The sequence below is a fragment of the Sediminibacterium roseum genome (assembly GCF_009939005.1).
Taxonomy (GTDB): Bacteria; Bacteroidota; Bacteroidia; order Chitinophagales; family Chitinophagaceae; genus Sediminibacterium; species Sediminibacterium roseum.
On sequence record NZ_JAACJS010000015.1, the window covers coordinates 1,900,511 to 1,923,117 of the forward strand.

At 48.9% G+C, this 22,607-nt stretch carries 25 protein-coding genes; 10 read left to right on the forward strand and 15 right to left on the reverse strand.

Features of this window, described 5'->3' with window-relative positions:
• The first annotated feature begins 88 nt into the window (after nt 1–88).
• The gene (locus GWC95_RS19445; RefSeq protein ID WP_161820371.1) at nt 89–670 is read left to right on the forward strand and encodes a Crp/Fnr family transcriptional regulator; all 582 of its coding nucleotides are present in this window, start codon (nt 89–91) and stop codon (nt 668–670) included.
• Nucleotides 671–732: 62 nt separating this feature from the next.
• Nucleotides 733–1,224 carry a quercetin 2,3-dioxygenase gene (locus tag GWC95_RS19450; RefSeq protein WP_161820372.1) on the forward strand — a complete coding sequence of 164 codons (492 nt, stop codon included), beginning with the start codon at nt 733–735 and terminating at the stop codon, nt 1,222–1,224.
• 39 nt (nt 1,225–1,263) lie between these two features.
• Here GWC95_RS19450 and GWC95_RS19455 read toward each other — a convergent pair whose 3' ends face one another.
• Nucleotides 1,264–2,235 (reverse strand): YheT family hydrolase, encoded by a 972-nt coding sequence (locus tag GWC95_RS19455; protein ID WP_161820373.1) that lies wholly within the window; start codon nt 2,233–2,235, stop codon nt 1,264–1,266.
• 112 nt (nt 2,236–2,347) lie between these two features.
• Between GWC95_RS19455 and corA the strand changes: the two genes are divergently transcribed.
• Entirely contained in the window at nt 2,348–3,445 is a 1,098-nt protein-coding gene (gene corA / locus GWC95_RS19460; RefSeq protein WP_161820374.1) for a magnesium/cobalt transporter CorA, read from the forward strand.
• Between the two features lie 130 nt (nt 3,446–3,575).
• On the opposite strand, the gene GWC95_RS19465 is transcribed toward corA, so the two are convergent.
• The 3 genes from GWC95_RS19465 to recQ form a co-directional block, all read right to left on the reverse strand.
• Nucleotides 3,576–4,970, reverse strand: a complete 1,395-nt coding sequence (locus GWC95_RS19465) for an MATE family efflux transporter (protein WP_161820375.1) — start codon at nt 4,968–4,970, stop codon at nt 3,576–3,578.
• Nucleotides 4,971–5,191: 221 nt separating this feature from the next.
• A complete protein-coding gene (locus GWC95_RS19470; protein WP_161820376.1) occupies nt 5,192–5,482 on the reverse strand; it encodes an isoamylase early set domain-containing protein in 291 nt (96 codons plus the stop codon).
• Nucleotides 5,483–5,679: 197 nt separating this feature from the next.
• Nucleotides 5,680–7,836: a DNA helicase RecQ gene (gene recQ / locus GWC95_RS19475; protein WP_161820377.1), complete on the reverse strand. Its 2,157-nt coding sequence runs from the start codon at nt 7,834–7,836 to the stop codon at nt 5,680–5,682.
• 270 nt (nt 7,837–8,106) lie between these two features.
• Between recQ and GWC95_RS19480 the strand changes: the two genes are divergently transcribed.
• Nucleotides 8,107–9,030: a C1 family peptidase gene (locus tag GWC95_RS19480; protein ID WP_161820378.1), complete on the forward strand. Its 924-nt coding sequence runs from the start codon at nt 8,107–8,109 to the stop codon at nt 9,028–9,030.
• Nucleotides 9,031–9,076: 46 nt separating this feature from the next.
• On the opposite strand, the gene GWC95_RS19485 is transcribed toward GWC95_RS19480, so the two are convergent.
• The 5 genes from GWC95_RS19485 to GWC95_RS19505 all read right to left on the reverse strand — a co-directional run bounded on the left by GWC95_RS19485 (nt 9,077) and on the right by GWC95_RS19505 (nt 14,379).
• Nucleotides 9,077–9,832: a 3-keto-disaccharide hydrolase gene (locus tag GWC95_RS19485; RefSeq protein ID WP_161820379.1), complete on the reverse strand. Its 756-nt coding sequence runs from the start codon at nt 9,830–9,832 to the stop codon at nt 9,077–9,079.
• 8 nt (nt 9,833–9,840) lie between these two features.
• A complete protein-coding gene (locus GWC95_RS19490; protein ID WP_161820380.1) occupies nt 9,841–11,166 on the reverse strand; it encodes a Gfo/Idh/MocA family protein in 1,326 nt (441 codons plus the stop codon).
• Nucleotides 11,167–11,276: 110 nt separating this feature from the next.
• On the reverse strand, nt 11,277–12,698 hold the full coding sequence (locus tag GWC95_RS19495) for an SET domain-containing protein-lysine N-methyltransferase (protein WP_161820381.1): 1,422 nt from the start codon (nt 12,696–12,698) through the stop codon (nt 11,277–11,279).
• A complete protein-coding gene (locus tag GWC95_RS19500) occupies nt 12,695–13,879 on the reverse strand; it encodes a D-alanine--D-alanine ligase family protein (protein WP_161820382.1) in 1,185 nt (394 codons plus the stop codon). The genes GWC95_RS19495 and GWC95_RS19500 overlap by 4 nt, the downstream gene beginning before the upstream one ends.
• A gap of 2 nt (nt 13,880–13,881) precedes the next feature.
• Nucleotides 13,882–14,379: an SET domain-containing protein-lysine N-methyltransferase gene (locus tag GWC95_RS19505; protein WP_161820383.1), complete on the reverse strand. Its 498-nt coding sequence runs from the start codon at nt 14,377–14,379 to the stop codon at nt 13,882–13,884.
• Between the two features lie 355 nt (nt 14,380–14,734).
• On the opposite strand from GWC95_RS19505, the gene GWC95_RS19510 reads away from it, so the two are divergent.
• The gene (locus GWC95_RS19510) at nt 14,735–14,971 is read left to right on the forward strand and encodes a helix-turn-helix domain-containing protein (RefSeq protein WP_202630317.1); all 237 of its coding nucleotides are present in this window, start codon (nt 14,735–14,737) and stop codon (nt 14,969–14,971) included.
• Between the two features lie 244 nt (nt 14,972–15,215).
• A complete protein-coding gene (locus GWC95_RS19515) occupies nt 15,216–15,881 on the forward strand; it encodes a response regulator transcription factor (RefSeq protein ID WP_161820384.1) in 666 nt (221 codons plus the stop codon).
• Nucleotides 15,882–15,900: 19 nt separating this feature from the next.
• Here GWC95_RS19515 and GWC95_RS19520 read toward each other — a convergent pair whose 3' ends face one another.
• On the reverse strand, nt 15,901–16,800 hold the full coding sequence (locus GWC95_RS19520) for a sugar phosphate isomerase/epimerase family protein (protein ID WP_161820385.1): 900 nt from the start codon (nt 16,798–16,800) through the stop codon (nt 15,901–15,903).
• A gap of 61 nt (nt 16,801–16,861) precedes the next feature.
• Nucleotides 16,862–17,137 (reverse strand): DUF3820 family protein, encoded by a 276-nt coding sequence (locus GWC95_RS19525; RefSeq protein ID WP_317164140.1) that lies wholly within the window; start codon nt 17,135–17,137, stop codon nt 16,862–16,864.
• 43 nt (nt 17,138–17,180) lie between these two features.
• Here GWC95_RS19525 and GWC95_RS19530 point away from each other — a divergent pair, with 43 nt between their 5' ends.
• The gene (locus GWC95_RS19530; protein WP_161820387.1) at nt 17,181–17,699 is read left to right on the forward strand and encodes a hypothetical protein; all 519 of its coding nucleotides are present in this window, start codon (nt 17,181–17,183) and stop codon (nt 17,697–17,699) included.
• Between the two features lie 19 nt (nt 17,700–17,718).
• On the opposite strand, the gene GWC95_RS19535 is transcribed toward GWC95_RS19530, so the two are convergent.
• A complete protein-coding gene (locus tag GWC95_RS19535) occupies nt 17,719–18,765 on the reverse strand; it encodes a nucleoid-associated protein (protein WP_161820388.1) in 1,047 nt (348 codons plus the stop codon).
• A gap of 178 nt (nt 18,766–18,943) precedes the next feature.
• Here GWC95_RS19535 and GWC95_RS19540 point away from each other — a divergent pair, with 178 nt between their 5' ends.
• Nucleotides 18,944–19,285, forward strand: a complete 342-nt coding sequence (locus GWC95_RS19540; RefSeq protein WP_161820389.1) for a hypothetical protein — start codon at nt 18,944–18,946, stop codon at nt 19,283–19,285.
• 61 nt (nt 19,286–19,346) lie between these two features.
• Here GWC95_RS19540 and GWC95_RS19545 read toward each other — a convergent pair whose 3' ends face one another.
• The gene (locus tag GWC95_RS19545; protein ID WP_161820390.1) at nt 19,347–20,120 is read right to left on the reverse strand and encodes an SDR family oxidoreductase; all 774 of its coding nucleotides are present in this window, start codon (nt 20,118–20,120) and stop codon (nt 19,347–19,349) included.
• 204 nt (nt 20,121–20,324) lie between these two features.
• On the opposite strand from GWC95_RS19545, the gene GWC95_RS19550 reads away from it, so the two are divergent.
• Nucleotides 20,325–20,834, forward strand: a complete 510-nt coding sequence (locus tag GWC95_RS19550; protein WP_161820391.1) for a hypothetical protein — start codon at nt 20,325–20,327, stop codon at nt 20,832–20,834.
• Nucleotides 20,835–20,929: 95 nt separating this feature from the next.
• Complete coding sequence (locus GWC95_RS19555) at nt 20,930–21,232, forward strand: polyhydroxyalkanoic acid system family protein (protein ID WP_161820392.1); 303 nt, start codon at nt 20,930–20,932, stop codon at nt 21,230–21,232.
• Nucleotides 21,233–21,235: 3 nt separating this feature from the next.
• Here GWC95_RS19555 and GWC95_RS19560 read toward each other — a convergent pair whose 3' ends face one another.
• Both GWC95_RS19560 and GWC95_RS19565 read right to left on the reverse strand, forming a co-directional pair.
• The gene (locus tag GWC95_RS19560) at nt 21,236–21,928 is read right to left on the reverse strand and encodes a uracil-DNA glycosylase family protein (protein WP_161820393.1); all 693 of its coding nucleotides are present in this window, start codon (nt 21,926–21,928) and stop codon (nt 21,236–21,238) included.
• A gap of 122 nt (nt 21,929–22,050) precedes the next feature.
• Nucleotides 22,051–22,607 (reverse strand): T9SS type A sorting domain-containing protein (locus tag GWC95_RS19565; RefSeq protein WP_161820394.1); only part of this gene is annotated, 557 nt, incomplete at its 5' end.

Here is a 22,607-nt window from a genome sequence, read left to right on the forward strand (position 1 = left end):
TTTTTTACTTCGACTGAACACCCTAACCAAACAATTCCCCCCGACTTAAAACTGCATTTCCCCGTAAATTGCACCCACAACCCCACCCATGAACACCCGCCTCTTCTTCGAACACCTCCGCTCTTACGTAGATTTTCCCGAGAATGATTTCAATGAGTTCATCAAGCTGCTGGTGCCGTTTACGATCAGGAAAAACGAGTTCTGTTACCGCGCGGGACAGGTGCCACGATACAGCCCGTTTGTGCTAAAGGGTTGTTTGCGCCAATACGTTGTTAACGACGACGGCGTGGAGCAGATCGTTCTCTTTAACGAGGAAGGCAACTGGGCCGGTCAACTGGGCAGCATGCGGAGCGGCGTGCCCACCAACGTAAACCTGCAGGCGCTCGAAGATTGCGACATACTGGGTATAACCCTCGCCAACGTCGATATCGCGATGCAGCGCTTCCCGGCATACCAGCAATACTTCCTTAAAAAATACCCGGCCGATCATGCGCTCCTGCTCGAACAGGCCAACCGATTAAAAACAGAATCGCCGGAAACACTTTACAAAGAACTACTCCTCAACCGCCCTTCCCTGCTGCTGCGCGTTCCGCAACATTACATCGCCAATTACCTGGGCGTACGAACCGAGACCATCAGCCGCATCAAAAACAAACTGGCCTCGCTGTAATTTGTTGATCGAAGTCAACATGCGTCCGCGCAACGCCTGTTAATTTAGCCGAAACAACTTCTATGAAAACATTCGCAACTGCAAACAGGCTGGAACGCGCCCGCTGGTACATGGGCGGCTATTGGGTCTTTCTCGCCACCGCAAAAGAAACAGGGGGAAGGTTCAGTCTTATTGAAACGAACCTGCGTAAAGGCTTCGAGCCTCCGAGACATACACACACAAAAGAAGACGAATCGTTTTACCTGCTCGAGGGCGAGGTGAATTTTTTTGTGGGTGATGAGGAATTTAGCCTTTCGCCAAACATGTTCCTGCATATCCCGCGCAATACACCCCATCATTTTAAACTGGTTAGCGATACGGCGAAAATGCTGATGCACCTATCACCCGGCGGACTCGAAGAAATGTTCCTCGAAATGAGCGTGCCCGCATCTTCGCTCAGCTATCCCGATGCGCCACAAGGGCCACCACCGCAAGCCTGGCTCGAAAAAATGCTGGCGCTGCAGAAAGAATTTGGTATCGCGGGTATGGATAAGAGCCAGATCAAGGCTACCTGAAAAAAAATACGGGCCTTAAGTAAGAAAGAAGCAAACCCATCACATCCCTCTTTCCACAAATGCCAACGCCCGCTTGTCTGCCCAGGAAAATTCCGACCCGGCAATTACAAAACCACAATGGCCGCCAACATCCGGCGTTTCTAAAAACAGGTTCGGGTTTTGGCGGGCCTCTTCGTAGCACAGGCTGTCGCCCGATAAAAACGTATCGTTCAGCGCCTGCACAATGAGCGTGGGGATGCGGATGTTCTTCAGGAAAGGTTTCACACTCGCGCGTTCATAAAAATCGGTTGCGTTTTTAAAACCATGCAGGGGCGCGGTATAACGGTCGTCGAAAGCGTGGAAGTGGGTGATGCCTGTATATCCCTCAGAACTGATCTGCCCGGGAAAGATCTTTTCTTTCGCCCTGATCTTCTCGCCGAGTTTTTTAAGGAACCGTTTGTTGTAGAGTTTGTTGTTGGGTTGCGATAATGTATCTACACTCGTTTTCAGATCACATGGAACAGAAAACGCAACTACTTTTTTTACCTGCGCCGGAACGTCTTCCGGGAATTCTGCAACGGCGCGCAAACTCAGGCTGCCGCCCATACTGAAGCCGACAAGCACAATTTCTTCGTAGCCCTTGTTCTCGATCGCGTGCCCGATCACACAACGCAGATCACCGGCATCGCCGTGGTGATAAAAACGAAGCAGCCTGTTGAGCTCGCCGCTGCAACTGCGGCAGTTCCAGCCAAGGGCATCGTAGCCCTGCTGCGCAAATGCCTTCGCCATGCCCAGCACATAGTGCCTGCGCGAATCGCCCTCGAGACCGTGGGTGATGATCACCAGTTTTTTTCTTTGGGGCGAGGTGAAATGCCAGTCGAGGTCCACAAAATCTCCATCGGGCAACTCGAGCCGCTCGCGTTGATGGTAGTCGAACCTGACTTTCCTGAACAGGCTCGGCACGATGGTTTGCAGATGACCATTGAATTGCCAGAACGGCGGTTTGAAAAAGGGTTTGGGAAGTACGGGCACAGCATCACGGTTTATGGCGGCAAATTAGCGAAACTAATTTCATCCGTAATACCTGCCGGTTTCCTATGTCTTGTTTTCTTGCGCCTTGTTTCATTGCTTCGTAACTTTAACCATGCAAGAGAACAAATACCTGAAATATTTCAACGTTCTGCCTTTGTTCAATACAAGGCGTACAAGGGATATTTTCCAGGTAAACCCCACGGTTGCCCCCATCCGGCAGGAGGCTGCGGAAACGAAGATTTGTGTGTTTGATTATTCGCCGCAGGTTCTTCATGAGAAATGCCTCGATCACATCGAAGAAACCTATCCCTTCCACAAGAACGACCGCGTTACCTGGATCAACATCGATGGCATCCGGAAAAATGATGTGGATGCCATTTGCAACCATTTCAACATTCACCCGCTCATCAAAGAAGACATCATGAGCATCGGGCAGCGGCCCAAGATGGATGAGATGGACCCAATACTCTACTGCCTGCTCAACATGCTTTACTTCAACGATAAAACCGGCGCCGTGGAAACGGAACAGGTGAGCATCGTGCTCGGCGATGGTTTTGTGATCTCTTTCCAGGAAGATTCGGAGCGCGATGTATTCAATTTCATCCGCGAGAAATTACGGGTAACAGGCAGTAAGCTGCGGCAAAACAAAGCAGACTACCTTTGCTATTCGCTGCTCGATATGATCGTTGACCATTACTATATCGTAATGGAAAAACTGGGTGAAAACATTGAACTGCTCGAAGAAAAGATCATCCGCGCCAGCAATACCCGCGCGCTGGCGGAGATCAACAACCTGCGCAAAGAACTGATCGTACTCAAAAGAAATGTGAGCCCGGTGCGCGACCTGATCAATGGGTTTATCAGGAGCGACAGCGAACTGCTCGAAGAAAGAACCACCAAATATTTTAAAGACATCCACGATCATATCTTACAGGCCAATGAACTTGCAGAGAACTACCGCGATATGATGATGAACCTGCAGGACCTCTACCTCAGCAACGTTAACCTGAAAACCAACGAGGTAATGAAAGTGATGGCAGTGGTAACCTGCCTCCTCGCCCCCGCCACGGTCATCGGCGGCATCTTCGGGATGAACTTCGACCGCATCCCCTACCTGCACAACCAATACGGATTTTTTATCGCGATCTTCCTGATGCTGATCATCCCGGTTTTTATGATCTACCTGTTCAGGAAAAGAGGATGGTTCTAAAACGGCGATCCTGGCAAAAAACTCGACCATAAAAAATGCCGGTGAAGATCACCGGCATTTTATTTATTAAATTATTTGGACTTGTTGCTGTGTTTGTGCATTCTTGTTCAAGCAAGGTGATAATGTTCCATCAGATCTTGACCAGCTTCCATTTGCCCTTCCTGAATAACACAACGCTTGTGATGGTGATACATGTTTCGGTGATCACGATGGCGAGGAACACGCCGGTTGTTCCGAGTTTCCATACCTCCGCCAGTAAATAAGCGAACGGAATCTGGAAGATCCAGAACCAGAACAGGTTGATCCAGGTGGGCGTTTTGCTGTCGCCTGCACCGTTGAATGCATTGATCATCACCATTCCCACCCCGTAAAAAATATAGCCGCAACTCACGATGCGCAGTGCCATTACCGCCGTTTTGATCACGTTAGGGTCGCTGGTTATCAATCCTACAAAAAATTCTGCGCAGGTGATAAAGAGCAGCGAAACAATTCCCATGAAAATGGCGTTGTACTGCGCCGTTTTCCATACAGATTTTTCCGCGCGTTCGGGTTGTTTGGCGCCGAGGTTTTGTCCTACGAGTGTTGCCGCTGCATTACTCAATCCCCATGCGGGCATCAAAAAGAAGATCAGCAAACGGATCGCGATGGTGTAGCCCGCCACTGCGTCGCTGCCAAATGAGGCGATGATACGCGCCATTGCTATCCAGCTCGCAGAACCGATCAGGAACTGCAGTGTTGCTGATGATGCAACTTTGAACAGTGACCTGATTACTTCCATATCCGGCCTGAAATGGTGCAGGTGTATTTTGATGATGCCTTTTCCTTTGAACAGCCTGTAAACCTGGTAGCACACACCAATGCCCCTGCCGGTTGTTGTGGCCATGGCCGCACCCGGCAACCCGTATTTGTGGATCAGTATCGGACAAAGGATGATGTTACAGATGTTGGCGAGCCACAAACTGCGCATCGCGATGGCTGCATCGCCCGCGCCACGGAATATACCGTTGATGAGGAACAGCAACATGATCACCACGTTTCCTGTGAGCATGATGCGTGTATAGGTGTGCCCCATGGCAACCAGCTCATCGCTTCCACCCATCAAACGCAAAATGTCTTCTGCAAAGAACAGGCCGATGCAACTGATCAGGATGGTGATGATGAAAGAAAGCAACAATGCCTGCGCGCCTGCCTTAGCGGCGCCATCGTAATTTTTTTCACCCACACGTCTTGCAACCATCGCGGTTGCCGCCATGCTCAACCCGATGGCCACAGAATAAACGATGGTTAAAAACGATTCTGTTAAACCAACGGTTGCCGCGGCATTCGGGCCGAGTTTGCCCACGAAAAAAATATCCACAACCGCAAAAACAGATTCCATGCACATCTCGAGTATCATGGGGATGGCGAGTAAGAAAATGGCTTTGCGTATGCTGCCCGTTGTAAAATCCTGGCTCTCGCCATTGAGTGATTGTTTGATGTAAGACCAGACGGTCTTTTTGCTCTTATCGTTTGTATAAGTAGTCATTGTATAAATAAGGTATGAATAGATAAATAGAATTGCACTGCAGCACTGCTGCAATGAGGGTCGGGGGATTGTGTGAGCCTAAACACTTAGCGGTACTAAGCTCTGTTTAGATGATCATCGGCGCTTGCTTGATTTTGCGGAACGAAAATAGGGGAAAAATGGATCGGTTGATCCTCTTTTTGAGGAGCGGCGTTTGCTTGTTTCTTTAAACCAAATGCTGCTTACAAAGAAATCACGCTGTTGCTCCCACCGTACACATTGGCCACTTCGCTGTCTGCAGAAGGATCGTTGATCCATTCATTGGCATCGATGCGGTATTTGAATTCGTGCTGGGTGTTTTTGGGAAGGGAAACTTCGCAGCTGAAACTTCCGTCCTTTTTCCTTTTCATTTGTACAGCATTGTCCCAATCGCTGTTGAGCCCGAGGATCTCAACAACCGATGCATTGCCTGCTGTGAAAGAGAATTTTACTTTACAGTAGTCTTTCGTTTTGAAGTAGGTTTTCTGTATCATAACGGACGTGTTTCTACCGCTTAATACAGATCCGGAGAAAAGGTAACCCATCTACGATCGGTTCCTGTTTTGTGCGAAGATCAAGAACGGGCATTGTTATATTGCGAACGCACGGCATAAAACGCTCCTGCGGAACGATGCATTCCTCCTGTTTATTTCTCCCGCTTCATGATGTTCTTTTGGTGTGTGCTGACCACTTAACCCAATGATGCGATCGTCATTTTGATCTCGAGGTAACTGATCTCTTCGGGCAAATTGTCTTTCAGTAACCGCAATCCCAGTCTTCCGTATTTTTCTGTAGCAGAAGCGATCAGCTCTTGTTTTCGGGGGGAAACAAAATCGTTCACATCCAGTTCGCCTGTGGTTACAAAATGGCTGAGGTGCGTTTCCACCGTTGTGATGGACAAGGATCTTTCGCCGGCTATTTCCCGTACCGATTTTCCCGAACGGTACATTTCAAAACTGGTGCGCTTGGTATCTGATGACCGCTCGCGTGGCGGCGCGGTCTTCCGGGCCCGCGGAGCGGTTCCCTGTTTCAGGCCGACGCGTGTTGAGAGCCCGTTTTCGTTGCAGTAATCCTGTACCTTTTCCAAAAACGCCTCACCATATCTTTCTATTTTGTACGCACCAAAACCGGAAATATGCGGAAGGTCATTTTTGTGCAATGGCAGGTACGTGGAAAGATCCAGCAAGCTGCTGTCGCTGAAAATAAGGTAGGCAGGAACATTTTCTTCGTGTGCGATCCTGTTACGGAGTTTTTTCAATTCCTCAAACAATGGTTTTTCGTAACTGTGCTGCTGGTAAATCACCGGCTCTTTCGCGATGGTTACCTGTACCGGCGCGGTCAGGAACACGGCCTCGTTTTTAAACAGCACGGCACTGCTCTTCTCCGTTAGTTTCAGCAACGGGAACTCTCCGCCACTGTTGAGCAGGTAACCGTAGTGCAGCAATTCTCTTATGTAATGCGCCCATTCTTCTTTCGGTTTGTCTTTGCCGATGCCGTATACCGAAAGCGTTTTATGCTGCGCCCTGATCTTTTCATTGTTGCTTCCCTTCAGGATATCGATCACGTACCGCATACCAAAGGATTGGTTCAGGCGATACACGGTGCTCAGTATCTTCTGAGCGATAACGGTGCTTTCGGTCAGCTCCGGTTTGTTCAGGCAATTGTCGCAACTGCCGCAATATTCCCCGGCGCCCTCACCGAAATAATTGAGCAGGTGTTTCCTGCGGCAGCCTCTTGTTTCGCAGAGGCCCACCATCTGGTCGAGTTTTTTCAGGAGGATCTGCGTTTGTTCGGGATTGTTTTCTACCTGCGCAAACCCGCGCAGTTTGATCACATCACCCGCCCCGTAAAAAAGTATTGCCTCGCTGGGCAGCCCGTCGCGGCCCGCGCGGCCGGTTTCCTGGTAATAGCCTTCTATGTTCTTTGGCAGATCGGCATGTACCACAAAGCGTACGTTGCTTTTATTGATCCCCATCCCGAATGCAATGGTGGCCACCATGATGCGTATATCGTCTTTCAGAAAAAGATCCTGCCGCTCATCCCGTGTTGCTTTATCGAGGCCCGCATGGTAAGCTGCGGCGCTGATACCATCTGCGCGAAGATCGTCGGCGAGTTTCTCGGTGGCGGCGCGGCTCAGGCAATAGATGATGCCGCTGTCTTCTTTGTGCGCTTCGAGATAATCGACCAGCACATCGTAAAAACCTTTTTTCGGTTTTATCGAATAGAAAATATTAGGGCGGTTGAAACTGTTTTCGAAAACACGGTAATCCGTTACCTGCAGTTGCTCGATGATGTCGTTCTTCGTGATCTCATCCGCTGTTGCCGTTAATGCAATGATGGGAATGTTGGGAAACCTTACTTTCAACTGCCGCAATACCCGGTACTCCGGTCGAAAATCATGTCCCCACTGGCTGATGCAATGCGCCTCATCTATTGCAAACAGGGAAACCGGGATCTCCTGCAGGAAACGCATAAAATATTCTTCCACCAGTCTTTCCGGGGCCACGTACAACAATTTCAATTCGTTGTTGCGCAGCTGCTGTAAAATGAACGATTGCTCGCTGCTGCCTTGCGTACTGTTTAAAAATGCGGCTTTTACACCGGTCAACAAAAGCGCATCCACCTGGTCTTTCATCAGGGCGATCAGCGGGCTCACCACAACCGTAACACCCTGCATACACAAGGCCGGAACCTGGTAACACAAACTTTTACCGCCACCGGTAGGCATAAGCACAATGGAATCTTTTCCATCCAGCAGATGATTGATGATCTCCTCCTGGTTGTGGCGGAATTCGGTGTAGCCAAAAACGGATTCGAGGATGTGATGAGGTGAATCGATCTGCTTCATTGCGGGTGCAAGATAGTATGTGGGCGGATTTAATTGATGGAGTATTTGTACGGGTGATTTCACGGTTTTTTGTTGGGGGGCGTTTTGGAAGGGGTTGCCACAGATTTCACGGAAGGACACGGATATGTGTAGGGCTGCTTGCCTCACAGCGGCCAACCGTGTCCTTCCGTGAAATCTGTGGCAACGGGTTTTTTCCCGTTTTGGGAACCGCGATTAACGGTTATCTTACAAAACCGATAACTCACAATCATCTCTACAAAACCAAAACTAATGAGCAAGTTCTATTCTAAAGGAAAGGGCTGGTTAAAGGACCTTCCTGATTTTCGCGACCAGACGCCCGACACCAGGCAGCTTACCGATAAGCAGCTTGCGCTCGGTGTAAAAAAGCCGGTTCAGCAGATCTTACAGAAAGTTGAGAAAGCAACGGCCGCTAAAAAAGCAGCGGTAAAAGCATTGACCAAAGTCGATCTCCGCAAATGGTGCTCGCCCATAGAGGACCAGGGCAGTATCGGCTCCTGCACGGCGCATGCCACGATAGGGCTCTATGAATATTTTGAGCGGCGCGCCTTTGGCAAACACATCGATGGCTCACGTTTGTTCCAGTACAAGGCCACGCGCAACCTTCTCCGAAAAACCGGCGACGATGGCGCATACCTGCGCACTGCCATGGCCGCGCTTGTACTCTTTGGCGTGGTTCCCGAAAAATACTGGCCCTACGATGAAGAAAAATTTAACGAAGAGCCTTCCGCATTTTTGTATTCGTATGCACAGAGTTACCAGGCCATCAGTTATTACCGCCTCGATTGCCCGGGCGTTACCCGGAAAGAATTGCTGGAAGCCATCAAAGACCATATGCGCAATGGCTTTCCTTCTGTGTTTGGTTTTACCTGTTACACTTCTCTGCACCAGGCCGATCATGGAAAAATCCCTTTCCCAGATAAGAAAGAAGACACCGATGGCGGCCATGCAGTAATGGCCGTTGGCTACGATGATCAAATGAAGGTCAAGAACCCGAACAACGGCGAAACCACAACCGGCGCCATTCTCATCCGCAACTCCTGGGGCGCCGATTGGGGCGAAGGTGGCTATGGATGGCTGCCCTACGATTATGTTATCAAAGGACTCGCCGAAGACTGGTGGACCATGACGAAAGCAGAGTGGATAGATTCGAACCAATTCGGTTTGAAAGGATAAAGATGACTGCGGGCCGCCGGCTTATGTGCACACGGCCCGCAGCAGACTACAGTTCCCTGATCCAGATGTTGCGATAACTCATGGGCTGCCCGCCATCCCTTCCATGATCCTGGAGCACAAGCGGCTCTTTGTCGCGGAGCCTGGTGTATTTAGGCTGGCCCAGCCATTCTGTGTTGCCTTTGATCTCTACATTGTTTTGCACGAGCACATTGTTGTGCAATACCGTTATGCGTGCAGGCGATTGCAAACTGCCGTCTGTGTTGAACTTCGGCGCGGTAAAGATCACATCGTAGGTTTGCCATTCGCCGGGTTTTTTGCTGGCATTTACAAGGGGAATGTGTTGTTTGTAAATACTCCCTGCCTGTCCGTTTACATACGTCGGGTTGTTGTATGAATCCAGTACCTGCAGTTCATATTTTCCCATAAAGAAAATACCGCTGTTGCCGCGTGTCTGGCTGGCGCCCGCTATGGTTGCCGGTTCGCGCCATTCGATGTGCAGCTGGCAGCTTCCGAAACTTTGTTTGGTGGCCACATCGCCCGATCCTTTTACAACGGCGAGTTCGCCGTTCTCAACTTTCCAGCCGGCCGGGCCGCCTTTTTGTCTTTGCCATTGATCCGCATTTTTTCCATCAAAAAGAACGATGGCATCAGATGGCGGTTCGCTGTTCGTGTTTCCCGGTGTTACTATTTTAGGAACGGGTTCCCAGATCTCTGTTTTGGCGGCTTCTTTGGTAAGGCTGTCCTGCGCATTTGCCGCCATGCCCATAACGAGTGAACCGATCAGTAAAAAATTCTTTTTCATATGCCTGGTTAAATTTTTGGTAACTGGTATCCGTTGAAATATTCTTTCATAAAGTATTTTTTGTTGATGGCCTCGTCTTTGAACTGCATTTTGTTCTCATCCCAAACCAGCTTTTCTCCTGTACGGTAGGCGATGTTCCCCATTTGCGAGAAGCTGGCTATGTCTGCGCCGGCCTGTATCGGGCAACGCAGGTCGCCCAGCTTTTTTGTTTTGATCACGTCCACAAAATTGACCCAATGTTTATCGAGGCCATTGTCGCTCGACTTGTGAAATGGTTCTACCACTTTTCCCGCGTTCTTTTTTTCTTCGATCACTTCCCATCCGCCGCGGTTGAGCACGAGTGTTCCGTTGTTGCCGATGAAGGCAACGCCATGGTCCCTTCCATAATTTCCATTGCCGATGCCCACGGCATGATCCCAGATGATGTTGAACCCGTCAAACTCGTACATGGCCATCAAGGTATCCGGTGTTTCATCGGCTGAATCGGGTTTTGCAAATTTTCCGCCAACGGTTGATATGCGTTTGGGGTTGGCCACTTTCATTCCCATCAATGCATAATCCAGTAAATGCACGCCCCAGTCTGTCATCAGGCCGCCCGCATAATCCCAGAACCAGCGGAAGGTAAAATGAAAACGGTTGGGGTTGAACGGGCGTGTTGGCGCCGGGCCCAGCCACGATTTGTAGTCAACACCGGGTGGCGTTAAGGTATTGGCGCGTACCTCGAGCGGTTGTTTCCAATCGAGGTAACACCACACCTTAACGGTACGTATGTTACCGAGTTTGCCGCTGTGTACAAAATCGATCGCATCCGAAAAATGTTGCTGGCTGCGCTGCCATTGCCCGCACTGAACCACGTTGTTGTAGCGTTGCTGCGCCTTTACCATTGCCCGGCATTCGCCGATTGAATTGCCAACGGGCTTTTCAACAAACACATGCTTACCCGCCTGCGATGCATGGATCATCTGCAATGCATGCCAGTGATCGGGTGTGCCGATGATCACTGCGTCGATGTCTTTCTGATCCAGCAGTTTCCTGTAATCGGCGTAGAGTTTGACATTCGAGGTGTCCGTTACTTTCTTTCCAAGATCAACCATTCTTTTATCGAGCACGTTCTGATCAACATCGCAGAGCGCAACAATATTCACGCCGGCCACTTTCATCGCAGCATTTACGTTAGACCAGCCCTGGCCATTGATACCGATGGCTGCAACATTGAGTTGATCGCTCGGCGCCACGGGGTTTTTAAGCCAGGCATTGGCCTTAACGGCGCTGCCCAACATGCTGCCGCCCGCTACAAAAGCAGTATTGCGGAGAAAATCTCTTCTTGACGACATAAGTAAGTTTTTTAAAGAAGTAAAGACCAGGAACCCGGAATGAGTTACCAGGCACAAGCATACAAGTTACATGAAAAACCCGCTTCCCTGTATGCTTGTGTCCGGTTTTCTTATGGGTTGTTTTCGCGCAGCGTAACTGAGTTCTTTGTTTTTCCCCTGATCTCCCCGCGGCAGTTGATTGCTTTGCAGCTGCAGTGAAACGGCTCCATGTTCTCATCGAGGAACGAGGCGTAATCGAGCGTAAGTTCTTCACCGGCCCTGATGTGCTTGAGCGCAACCACATTCAAACCATCGTACGCTGTGTTTGGCTCGCAGCAATGGTTTTGCGGCGCCCATTCTGAAGGGTTGTGGTCCCACAATAGAAAAACCGCATCACTCAACGGGTAGGCGTAACGGCGGAACACGAGTTTGTCGTCTTCGCTCCAGTTTTCTTCCACATGTCTTTTGGTAACGATCCGCTGTGGCCGCCCTTCACCTGTAAAGACGGTCTCGCCGGGCTTAAGCGGTACTGTTGCGCAGATGCCATACCCTGCAATGGCGTTGCCTTTTACCAGGTACTTTTTCTGCGAACGTTTGTAGCGCGCCAGCCCTTCTTCGATCATACGGCGGAGAAACGCTGCGGCGCCGGTTCCATCAAAACGTAAAATATGATCGGCAGAACCTTCCGATCCTTCGGGATAAAAAACGGAACAGGTAAAATTGATCTCGAGAAAATACAGTTGTCCCTTTGCATCGAGCCTGAAATCCAGTCGCCCGTAACCCACGCCGTTAAAGCCTTTGAAGATGCGCTGCGCCGCATCGCGCAACTGCGCTTCAATAATGGGATCGTTGCAGGGGATGTTTGCATCGGGATGCAGTTCAGAGGTTTTGAGTGCATAGGTTTTGAACGAAAACCCTTTGGGAAATACATACTCAACCGGTTTGAAAGTGGTTGCCGTTTTCCCATCCGCATTCGCGGCAATCAGTACGGTGAACTCGCGCCCTTCGATGTATTCTTCTGCAAGCAGTTGCGGATAATCGCGCAAGGTCTTTCTTATTTTCTGCAACAGCTGTTCTTTGTTGTGTACCAGTGAGCCTTCATCTACACCCAGGCTGTCGCCGGCTTTCGACGGCTTAACAAACAAAGGAAACCGGAGTTGTTCACAGGCGGTTACTGCATCTTCTTCTTTTTCGATGATCACATATGCCGGAGCCAAAACATTTTCGCAGTAGGCGACGTATTTCATTAGGTCTTTGGGAGGATCGTACAACAGTGTTGTAGGACCTGTAAACGGAAGGTTCAGCAGTTCGAGCGTATAGATCACGTCTATCGAAGGCACTTCCCATTCGAGATAGCCTTCGCAGAGGTTGATAAAAATATCGTAGCCTTTGTATTGAAGCGCTTTGAGTTGTTTGTAGGTAGTGAGTTTGTTGAGAAAAACATGATCAACCTCATCGCCGGGCAAAAGATGCGAAAGATCACGCGGGGGATCATAATTTTTATAATCCTCCCCGGAGGTTGAATAATCGGGTTGCAGCACACATATCTTCATTTCAGTTCTGTATGATTTAGCTGTTGCTTAACTGTCGTGTGTATCGTGGCCGGTTTTGCCTGTTCATGGATCGCTGCTCTTCTGAACGCGTCATTGATGATCTCAACCACCAGTTCGGTAAAACGCATTCCGCTCATGCGCAGTATCGCGCCGATGGAAGTGTAGTTCTCGTCTTCGCTCAGGCCACATTGTGCGTTTACCTCGAGCACGTATAATTTCTTTGTGAACTGGTCCATGCGTATGTCAACGCGCGTGTATCCTGTTCCGCCCGTTGCGGCATAAGCAGCAAGACTGATGTCTTTGAGGGCATTGTGCAGGGATGCATCCGGCGATTGGTATTCGTAAAAATTATCTTCGCCGGGCATTTGCGTTTCTTCTTCGTAGATCTCCCAGAGGCGGTCGAACGACAGGAACTTTTCCGTATCGGGCAACGAAGCATGGAATACCCTTTCTACCGGCGACAGCACCCTGCAATGTTCGGGAAACTGTGCGGAGCCCACCACCATTGTTGTAAATTCGGGGCCGTCGATGAATGCTTCCGCCACAATACCGCCAGAGGCCAGGTTCCAGCCACGGTAACCATCAAACATCTGTTCTACCTGTTGCTGCAATTCTGCCTTGGTAGATACAACGTTTTTTACACCCACGCCCATGCTGCCGCCAGACACAGCGGGTTTTACGATCAGGGGCGATCCCAGTTCGGCGATGATACCGGTAAGGTCTTCGTTTTTTGAAAGGATGGCCCGCCATTTCGCATTGGGCACCTGCGCACGGTCGAACGCTCTCTTCATCGGGATCTTTGAAGTGGTGATGCGGTAGAAATGCTCATCCGAGCCGGTGTACACCAACCTGTTTTTTTCAAGCAACCGAACAACAGAAATGCCGGGTGTTCCATTCACTTCATCCCCATCACATAAATTGAAAACAACAGGGTAGATATTACCCGTATTTCTTTCATCGCAGATCATTTCGATGATCTCTTCCTGGTTGCCCGCGGTAACGGGTTGCCATTGCCAGTTAACACCGAGTTCTGCAAAAGTGTTTGTATACTCTTCTATGCTTTGGGAAAAATCGTAATAGTAATCGATGTTGGCATCGTTGGTAACAAGATAAGGTGCGAGTACCCATACTTTCAGTTTAGCAACAGGCACGGAAGGGATCCATTCGGCTGGGCGGGGCATTGCTATATTGTCTTTCTGTTTAACAGTTGTTCCCTGATAAAGTCGGTGAGCCGGTAGCGCATCGCTTCTTCCTCCGACAAGAAAGCTGCGCCCTGCACCCGGTGCAAACAACGGGTTGACCCGCACAGGCACTCGAAGGGCTGTGTCATTTCCCATTCGCTCGAAGGATAAAAGAACACGAGTTCATCACCCGGCTGTATCTCTTTCAGCGCCACCAGTTCCATGTGCGTGGTATCAAAGAATACATTCGGATCGCAACTGTGGTTTACAAACTGTAAAAAGTCTGGGAGCAGCGTGATGTGCTTGCTGGTACCGGTTTGCACAGTAAGGTAAGTGGGAACATCGAGGATCCTGTCTGCGATAAACCCGGTAACCACATCGCCCGCATCAAAAAATGCAGCGGCGTGTAATGATTTTTCACCGGTGACCGAATTCTGCATGATTTCTGCAAAACCATGCTTACTTACCATTCTGTAAGCCGACGTAACAGCACTGATCATATGAAGGAGGTTAGCCCGTTAAATTTCAATAAAATATAGATGGTTATTGAATTTCATCGGGGTTAGTACTCCACATTTAGTTAACAGGTTTGTTGGTTGGCCGCGGCCGCAACGGGCAACAGCCAACCAACAAACCGATCAATGACTTACCGCTTTCCCGGTCCTGATCATGTGCAACACCACCACATACAAGACCAGGTGGCGCGTCTGGCGGGAGGCGGTGGAAAGAAATGGCTGGATCATATTCACTGTGCAATGGTTTTTAAATTGCCGGTGCAAATTAATGCTTTGTTTTGTGGTGACGTATGACCATACGTCAGCTAAACCGGGCATTGCAGCGACCTTGTTATTCTCAATGGGTTCAAAAGAAAAAATATTGATGCGTTTTGCCACGCACCTGACCAGGTTGCGGAAAGAGCGGGGACTGAGCATCCGCCAGCTTGCGGCTGCGGCGGGTCTTGATTACAGCCAGGTACAGCGTATTGAAAAAGCAAAAGTGAACATTGCCTTTACCACGCTGGTTGCTTTGGCCCAGGGGCTGGAGATGAGTGTTGCCGAATTGCTGGATGAATTCAAGGCGCCGAGAAACTGATGCAGAAGAGCACCGCGAACCCTGCGTTCGCAACAGGCAGCCGCATAAAAAACCGTGTTTTCACTGTTGTTTCCACTTTACACACCAACTACTTTCGAAGTACCCGATCCTCCTCCTGAAAAAACCGTGTATTCCCCCCGGTTTTCAGTATAAATACCTGATTGATTACTGTTCTCCCCGGCTGAAATTGTTCCCTTTACCGCTTGCGGTTGTTTACCGGTATTCATCACACCAAAAACTACTTATGGAAAAGAAATGTATCAGGGTACTGATAGCGGATGATCATGTATTGTTCAGAAACGGTTTGCGCACACTGCTTTCCCAGTCGAGGAACATTGAAGTAATAGGAGAAGTTTCCAACGGGCAGGAATTGCTGCGCAGTTCCATTGAATTATCGCCCGATGTTGTGCTCACCGATATCAGTATGCCGGTAATGGATGGCGTACTGGCCACCAAAGAGATCACAAGAAAAAAGCTGGGTTGCCGGGTTGTTGTTCTATCGGCATTCGGCAAAGAGGAGCCCATCCTCAAGATGCTGGAGGCCGGGGCGCTGGGTTATGTTTTAAAAAGCGCGGATGCGGATGAGATCTCTGAAGCCATCCGCACGGTATACCAGCACAAACCTTATTTCTGCAGGGAGATCACCGAAAAACTAACCGAGATCGTTACACGCAATTACCAGCTGCCGCCGCAACTGGAGATCCATTTTACCGAACGCGAAAAAGAGATCATGCGATTGATCTGCCGTGAGTGCACAAGCAAGGAGATCGCCTTCACGCTCAACCTGAGCAAGCGCACCGTTGAGGGCCACCGCACGCGCATCATGGACAAGATCGGCGCCAAAAGCATTGCCGGTATCATAACCTTTGCCGTGGCGCGTGGCATTTATAAATCGGTGCAGCAATTTTGAAACGGGCGCTGCACCCGGTTCAATAGCCCCATTGTTTCATCACGCGCAGGTCTTCTTTCGCGCAGTCGATGGGTGTTTTGCCCTGGTAAGATTCCTGTTCGATGATGAAATGCAACGTGCCACCCGATCTTTTCCCAAGATCGGTAACCGCTTTTGTGTTGGCCACGCCGGTGCCGAGTATCGTGCTTTCGTAAGCGCCATTGGCTGTTTTAATTTCATCTTTCACATGCAGCGAAACAAAACGGCCGGGGTGCTTCTGTATGATCTCGTACGCATCGGCGCCGGTGCCATACAAATTGCCCATGTCGAGCTGCTGTACCACCAGCAACGGATCGGTATTGTCCAGTATGATGTCGTATACTTTTTTACCGTTCAAGGTTTCGGTGAACTCAAAGTTGTGGTTGTGGTACCCGAAACGCATGCCCGCTTTTTTACAGAGTTCGCCGCTTTTGTTGAACACTTCCATGTAAGCAAGCATATCATCGTAGGTTTTGCGCAGACCCGCATCGAGCCAGGGGCTGATCACAAACTGCTGGCCACAGGTAGCTGCGTCTTCTATCGTGTATTTCCACGCATCGGTGAATTGTTTTTTGGCAGTATCCCAGTGGTCCTTCCCCATTACGGTATGGCCACTCAGCATTTTAAGACCATGCTCGTCGAGGATTTTCCTGAATTCGGCAGCACCGTATCCATAAAATTTCCGGTTCACGTAGTTGGCGTGCTCTACGTATTGATAGCCCATATCCGCCAGCGCTTTGAGCGTTGCGAGAGGGTCTTTTTTCATATCGTCGCGAACAGAATACAACTGGATGCCGGTAATCGGCTGCGGTGTTGCGGCAAAGATCCTGTTGCCAACAAGCAGGCTGCCGGTTAATACGGTGGCTGTTTTACGGATAAAAGATCGGCGGGCTATGTGCATGGTAGTTGATTTAACGATGACAGGAAACAGCTTGAAGTACGGAGAATGCTTTTCATCCGTTTTACCTCATGCGTATATTTTGTTTTTTTAAAGGATCCAGCAAATAAGACAGTCCATTCAGTTTGATCACATACATCGTTTCCAGCAAGATGCCCAGTTTTCCTTTTGGAAAACCGCTTCGCTGGAACCATTCAAGATAATGATCGGGCAGATCGCAGAGAATGCGGTCCTTGTATTTCCCGAAAGGCATTTTCATGGTCACCAGCTCCTGGAGCAATTCGGGGTGTGGTTGCGAAGTGTCGAACGGCATGGTGTAAAATAAATCATTTGCCGGCACACAAGCAGATTTACGCTGCACTTTTTCGTTTTACCTTGCAGGCATGAAAACGGCGTCTATACAGGAATTGAAACAGGAGCTCCAGGCGGTGAGTCATCAGCGTTTGCTGGAACTCACGTTGCGGCTGGCGAGGTTCAAAAAAGAGAACAAAGAGCTGCTGACTTACCTGTTGTTTGAGTCGCACGACGAAGAGGCCTACATCAACAGTGTAAAATCGCTGATGGAGGAAGGTTTTGCCGAGCTTCCCAAAGCCAATGCTTACCTCAGTAAAAAGAGTTTGCGTAAAATATTACGCATCACCAATAAATACATCAAATACGCAGGTTCAAAGCAGGTGGAGGTTGCGTTGCTGATCTCTTTCTGCCGCCAAATGAAGGAAACCATCCCCAACATCCCGCGCAGCACCGTGTTGCACAACCTGTACCTGGCCCAGGTCAAGAAAATAAATACGGCGTTGAAAACATTGCACGAAGACCTGCAATACGATTACCTGAGAGACCTTGAAGAACTGGCATTGGAAAGCGGGTCGTTCATTTCGAAGATCTTTGGAAAAAAGAAATAAGCGGTGTTTGCGGGAGCGGTTACGACTCCTGGTCAAAATACAATTTATAGAAGTGTTTCCCCGTCATCTCATCATAACCTTTCTCGATCAGGTCTTTCCGGCCATGGATGTAAACGTGAAAATTCTTATCGAGTTTTAAAACGCTTTTGAACACACGCTCCTGTTTTTTTACGGCAGACAAATGGATGTCAAATTCATCTTCAATGGTCACCTGGCGCGCCACTTCGTAGGTTTGTTTATACTGTGTAAAGCTGTCGATCACTTCAGGGTGGTGCAGTACTTCTTCGGCAAACTCGTTCAGTTTGAACTCGTCCTTTGTTTTAAAATATTCCATGCTGCGGTTGAGCATGTCTATCTGGTCGCTTTTGTTTACGTCGAATTTCTCTGCAAGTTCGTTGCTGATAAAAAGCTTACACATGCCCAACGCGGCGTCTGTATAATGATAGCTGTTGGCGCTGCGCGTTACCTGTAAAAACTCGTTCACCCAGTAATGTGCGTCGTTTTGTTTGTTGGTGTTGTCTGCCACGCAAACCACATAGCCTTCTTCGCGGTTCTTTTTGAACACGAGACAGCCTTTATCGAGTTTGTTGATGTCGATCCCGTCTTCTGCGATCACTTCCCAACTCTCGCCATGCGGAAATACCTTGAGAAAGGTCTCTTTCGTTTCGCTTTTAAAAATGCCGATGGCCTCTATGTATTCTGTTCCGAAAGGCACATTGCTGAACTGAACCACGTAGAGTTCGCCTTCTTTTACTTTTGCGTGTGTGCTTTTGCTATAAAGAAACTGCGCAAGCTGAATGCTTTGCAGTGTAAAGTTTTTGGGGTTATCGAACATCTCGCTCACATAATGATACACCTCGTTCATACCCAGATCGCTGATGTGTGTGAAATGGAACTGCTCATTCTCGTTGAACGGGCCGAGGAAGTACCTGGTCAGCAATCCGCGTACGATCTCATCGTTAAGGGTTAACGGGTTGGCCGACAATTTCAATGCTTCACCACGGGTGGGGTTGCCTACTTTGTGTACGATGGCCCGCTCCAATACTACGCTGTCGATGTTTGTCATAATACCGGCGAAGATAATACCCCGGCCCATTCCGGTGCCGGTCTGGCAAGGATTTTGGAAGAGGTTTTACATAACGCAAACGCGAATTGGGATTTCGGCGATAATGATGCACCTTTACACCGGTTTTCGTATACCGTGAGACTCAATACATAAGCCCCAAAAACCATAAATTACAGCCATGTACACACAGATCTGGACAAAATATCTTCCTATTATCAAGATCCTGTTGAAACGGAGCGTCAATGGCGACCAGGTGCTGGATCTGAACCGCATCGATTTCGAACGTGTAGGGAGCGGGCGCAAGGCTGGGTACAAATTTTCAATCGAGTTTAACAAAGGCCGCGTGGCCAATATCATCAGCGGGTTGCCGCTGGCTTCAGACCTGGCCCTGGTGATGCTCGAAGATGCCAATGTAAAGGCCATCCTCCAACAAAGCGATTACGTGGTTTCGCTCAATACAAAGTTCCAGTTAACGATGAAGAATGTTGAGCCAAAAGAGGCTGTTACGGAGCAGGCGTAAGGGATAAAGTTTGAATGTTATACGTTTCATAACGTTACAAACCTGTTTTTCCTGCACAGTGCTACAACATATTTTTCACTGAACCGCCATCTACTGTTATTGTTTCTCCCGTTACGTACCTGCTCATCGGGCTGAGCAGCCAAAGGGCAAGGCTGGCAAAGTCTGTTGCCTCACCGAGTGCGCCTACGGGGATCTGGGCTATCGCTTTTTCTTTTACCTCCGCAAAGGGCATCCCCGTTTGTTCGCTTTTTTTGTGATAGATCCTGTCGATCGCCGGCGTATTGTGTGAACCCGGGCCGAGAATATTGAGCGTTACCCCGCTCTTCGCAATTTCCTGTGAAAGTGTTTTCACCATTCCCACCACGGCAACGCGCAACGAATTGCTCAGTACCAGGTTTTCAAGTGGTTGTTTTACAGATGAGCTCTCTATGTAAACCACCCTTCCGTATCGATGCTCCATCATGGCGGGAACAAAGGTTTGCGTGAGGGCCACTTTCCAACGGAGAATGTTTAGATAGGCATTGTCCCAGTCTTCCAGCGTTGTTTCAAGAACCGTTTTGGCGGGTGGGCCCCCAGCATTCACCACCATCCCATGCAACTGCCTTTTGCCCACGATCGTTTTCAATTGATCGATGGTTTGCTGGTCAGACATGCTCCCCGCAAAAATTTCAACCTGTGCCGGTGCGGCAGACTGCAGCGCTTTCAATTTTTCTTCGCCGCGCGCAACTGCAATGATGTTTGCACCTTCTGCGATCAAGGCTTCCGCGATGGCTTTGCCGAAACCGGAGGTTGCGCCGGAAACGATGAAGAGGTGATCTTTTATCTGGAGATTCATATCAATGTTTTTTTACCGCAGGTTACTGCATTCAAGACCGGGCCAATCGTTTATGCTTCAAAACCAACAGATCCCGTTTTCACTAAAGTACCGAAAAAAAGTGGTCGGATTGATCTTCTTATATTGTGGAACAAACAAACAGTTAAACAACAAACAAATAACTTAAACCCGCTTGTTTTTTCTTTATTTTTAATAAAAAAAATTATGTTTCATTATCCATTGAAAAAGATTGCGGCGCTGGCGTTGTTGATCACGCTGGGCTTTTCGTTTACCGGTATCAAAGTTTACCAGGCAGATTTTTCCGGCACCTGGGTTTTGAATGAGGGCAAGAGTGAGTTGGGGCAGATGGGCCGGGCCGCTCCCACCAAGATCGTGATCGAACAGAAAGCCGAAGGCACCACCTTCACCAAAACACAATTGGGAATGGATGGATCGCCCGCCACCAGCACCGAAATGTTGAGCAATGGCAAAGAGTCTGAAACAAGCGTGTTCAACGGCAACGGTAAAAAGAAATCTGTTATGACCTGGGCTGCAGATGGCAATACGTTTACCGTAAGTTCAAAGATCGCCATTTCTGCAAACGGGCAGTCGTTCGACCTGAGCAGTAATGAATCATGGTCATTGGGCGCAGATGGTAAAACCATCATCCTGACAAATGCCATCACCACACCGCAGGGCGAGCTTACTTTGAAATGTGTGTATGACAAACAATAAGATTAAATAGAGCGTCTGGAATACGAAGTGCGGGATCTCAATCCCGCACTTTTTTACCTGGTTTAGTTTGATTTTTTTCATTCCAAAAGATTTGTATGGCAAGTTTTAACATGAGTGTTCCGCACCAGTTAACGCAGGATGAGGCGTTGAAGAGAATTCAAAATGCATTGGGGCAATTAAAACAGGAGCATGGCGATAAAATATCCAACCTCACTGAAAACTGGTCGGGAAACACCGGTACTTTTGGTTTAACGGTAATGGGTTTTGATGTATCCGGTAAGTTAACGGTTACTGCCTCAAGCGTGGATATCGACGCTGAATTGCCTTTTGCGGCTTCTCTGTTCAAAGGAAAGATCAAAGAATTGATCGGAGGAAAGGCCGGGGAATTGTTGAAATAATTTTCATCCTTGTTTCAGGGTTTGCAGGTACTTGCCGATGTACTTTTCTTTTTCCTTTGCTTTATACTGCATGATGAACCTCGGGTGCTCCAAAGCGATGATCTTCCCGAAATATTTTTTCTCTTCATTCAGTTCGCGTAAAAATTTTTCGTTTTTGCCTGTACCGAAGCAGAAGGCCGTATCTGTGTATACGCCAAGCCTGATCTGTTTTTGGATGCTTTCTGTAATGAACCCATAAACGGCTGCGGTAAGTTCTTTGCTGTCGTAGTAGTTGTAGTTTACTTCTTTTCCTTTGTTGTTGATTGAAGTAAATCCCAATGGACAGATCGAGTTGATGTAGATCTTGCCGTAAAATTTTTGCGGGCCGCCAAATGCATCTATCATCTCATAAATAAATGCCGAAGAGGGTTCGTGCTTCAGTTCGCCATGAAAGGGGATGCCGCATTTTTCAATCAGTCTTTTTGGATCTGTGAATGGAATTCCTGTAATACCGCCGCCAAATCTTCCCGGGTTAATACCTAAAATGATGTGGCGCCTGGAATCATCATCGTAATATTTCCTGTAAAATGCCGAAGCGATGGCGTTTACTTTTTTATCCTCTTTAAAAGGATTCATGATGCGTATGCCTTCGGGCAATGTTCCGTTGAACGAAAGCTGTTTGTTAAAGGAAATTACTTTTTCGGCAAAGGTCTTCATGGAAGAAGTAAGATAAGATTGCAAGGTACTGAATACCTTTTTCCCTGTTTCATCGCAAAAAAAGGTCCCGCATAAAGCGGGACCTTGTAGTTCAGCGTTAAGCTTTAGATAGTACGCCAGTATTACCCTCTGCCTTTGATCATCTGTACCACTTTACGTTTGGTTCCTTGTATCAGTTCTGCGTAATACGTTCCGCTGCTGTAATTGTGACCGATCTGCAGGGTGCTGTTGGCGCCGATCTTCGATTTGGCATCGATCACCCTGCCCCTGGCATCCATCACGCGCATGTTCACCGGCTGGTCGTACCTGCTCTCCAGTTTCAGCGTGAAGTAGGTGGTGGATGGGTTTGGCATTACCGTTACTTTCAGGTCCTCATCGCTGGTAACAACCGCTTCTCCTTCCTCCTTCGTGGTCTTTGATGTGTTGCCGCCAAAGACGATCGTGTTCACAACAGGCGTGTTGCATGGCGACTGGTCGCAGCTTCCCAGCCTGTCGTTGTTATCGCTTCCGCATGAGCCGGAGCCGATGTGCGAGGACACCTGGTTCAAGGCCACCTGCAGTGTCTGCGGTGTTTTGTTCTTGCCCGATGGGGTGTGGCACACATATACTTTGGCGCCGTTGGTGCCAGGCACCCTTACATCCGTTACACAGATGCTGATCACCGCCGTTGAGCTGCAGC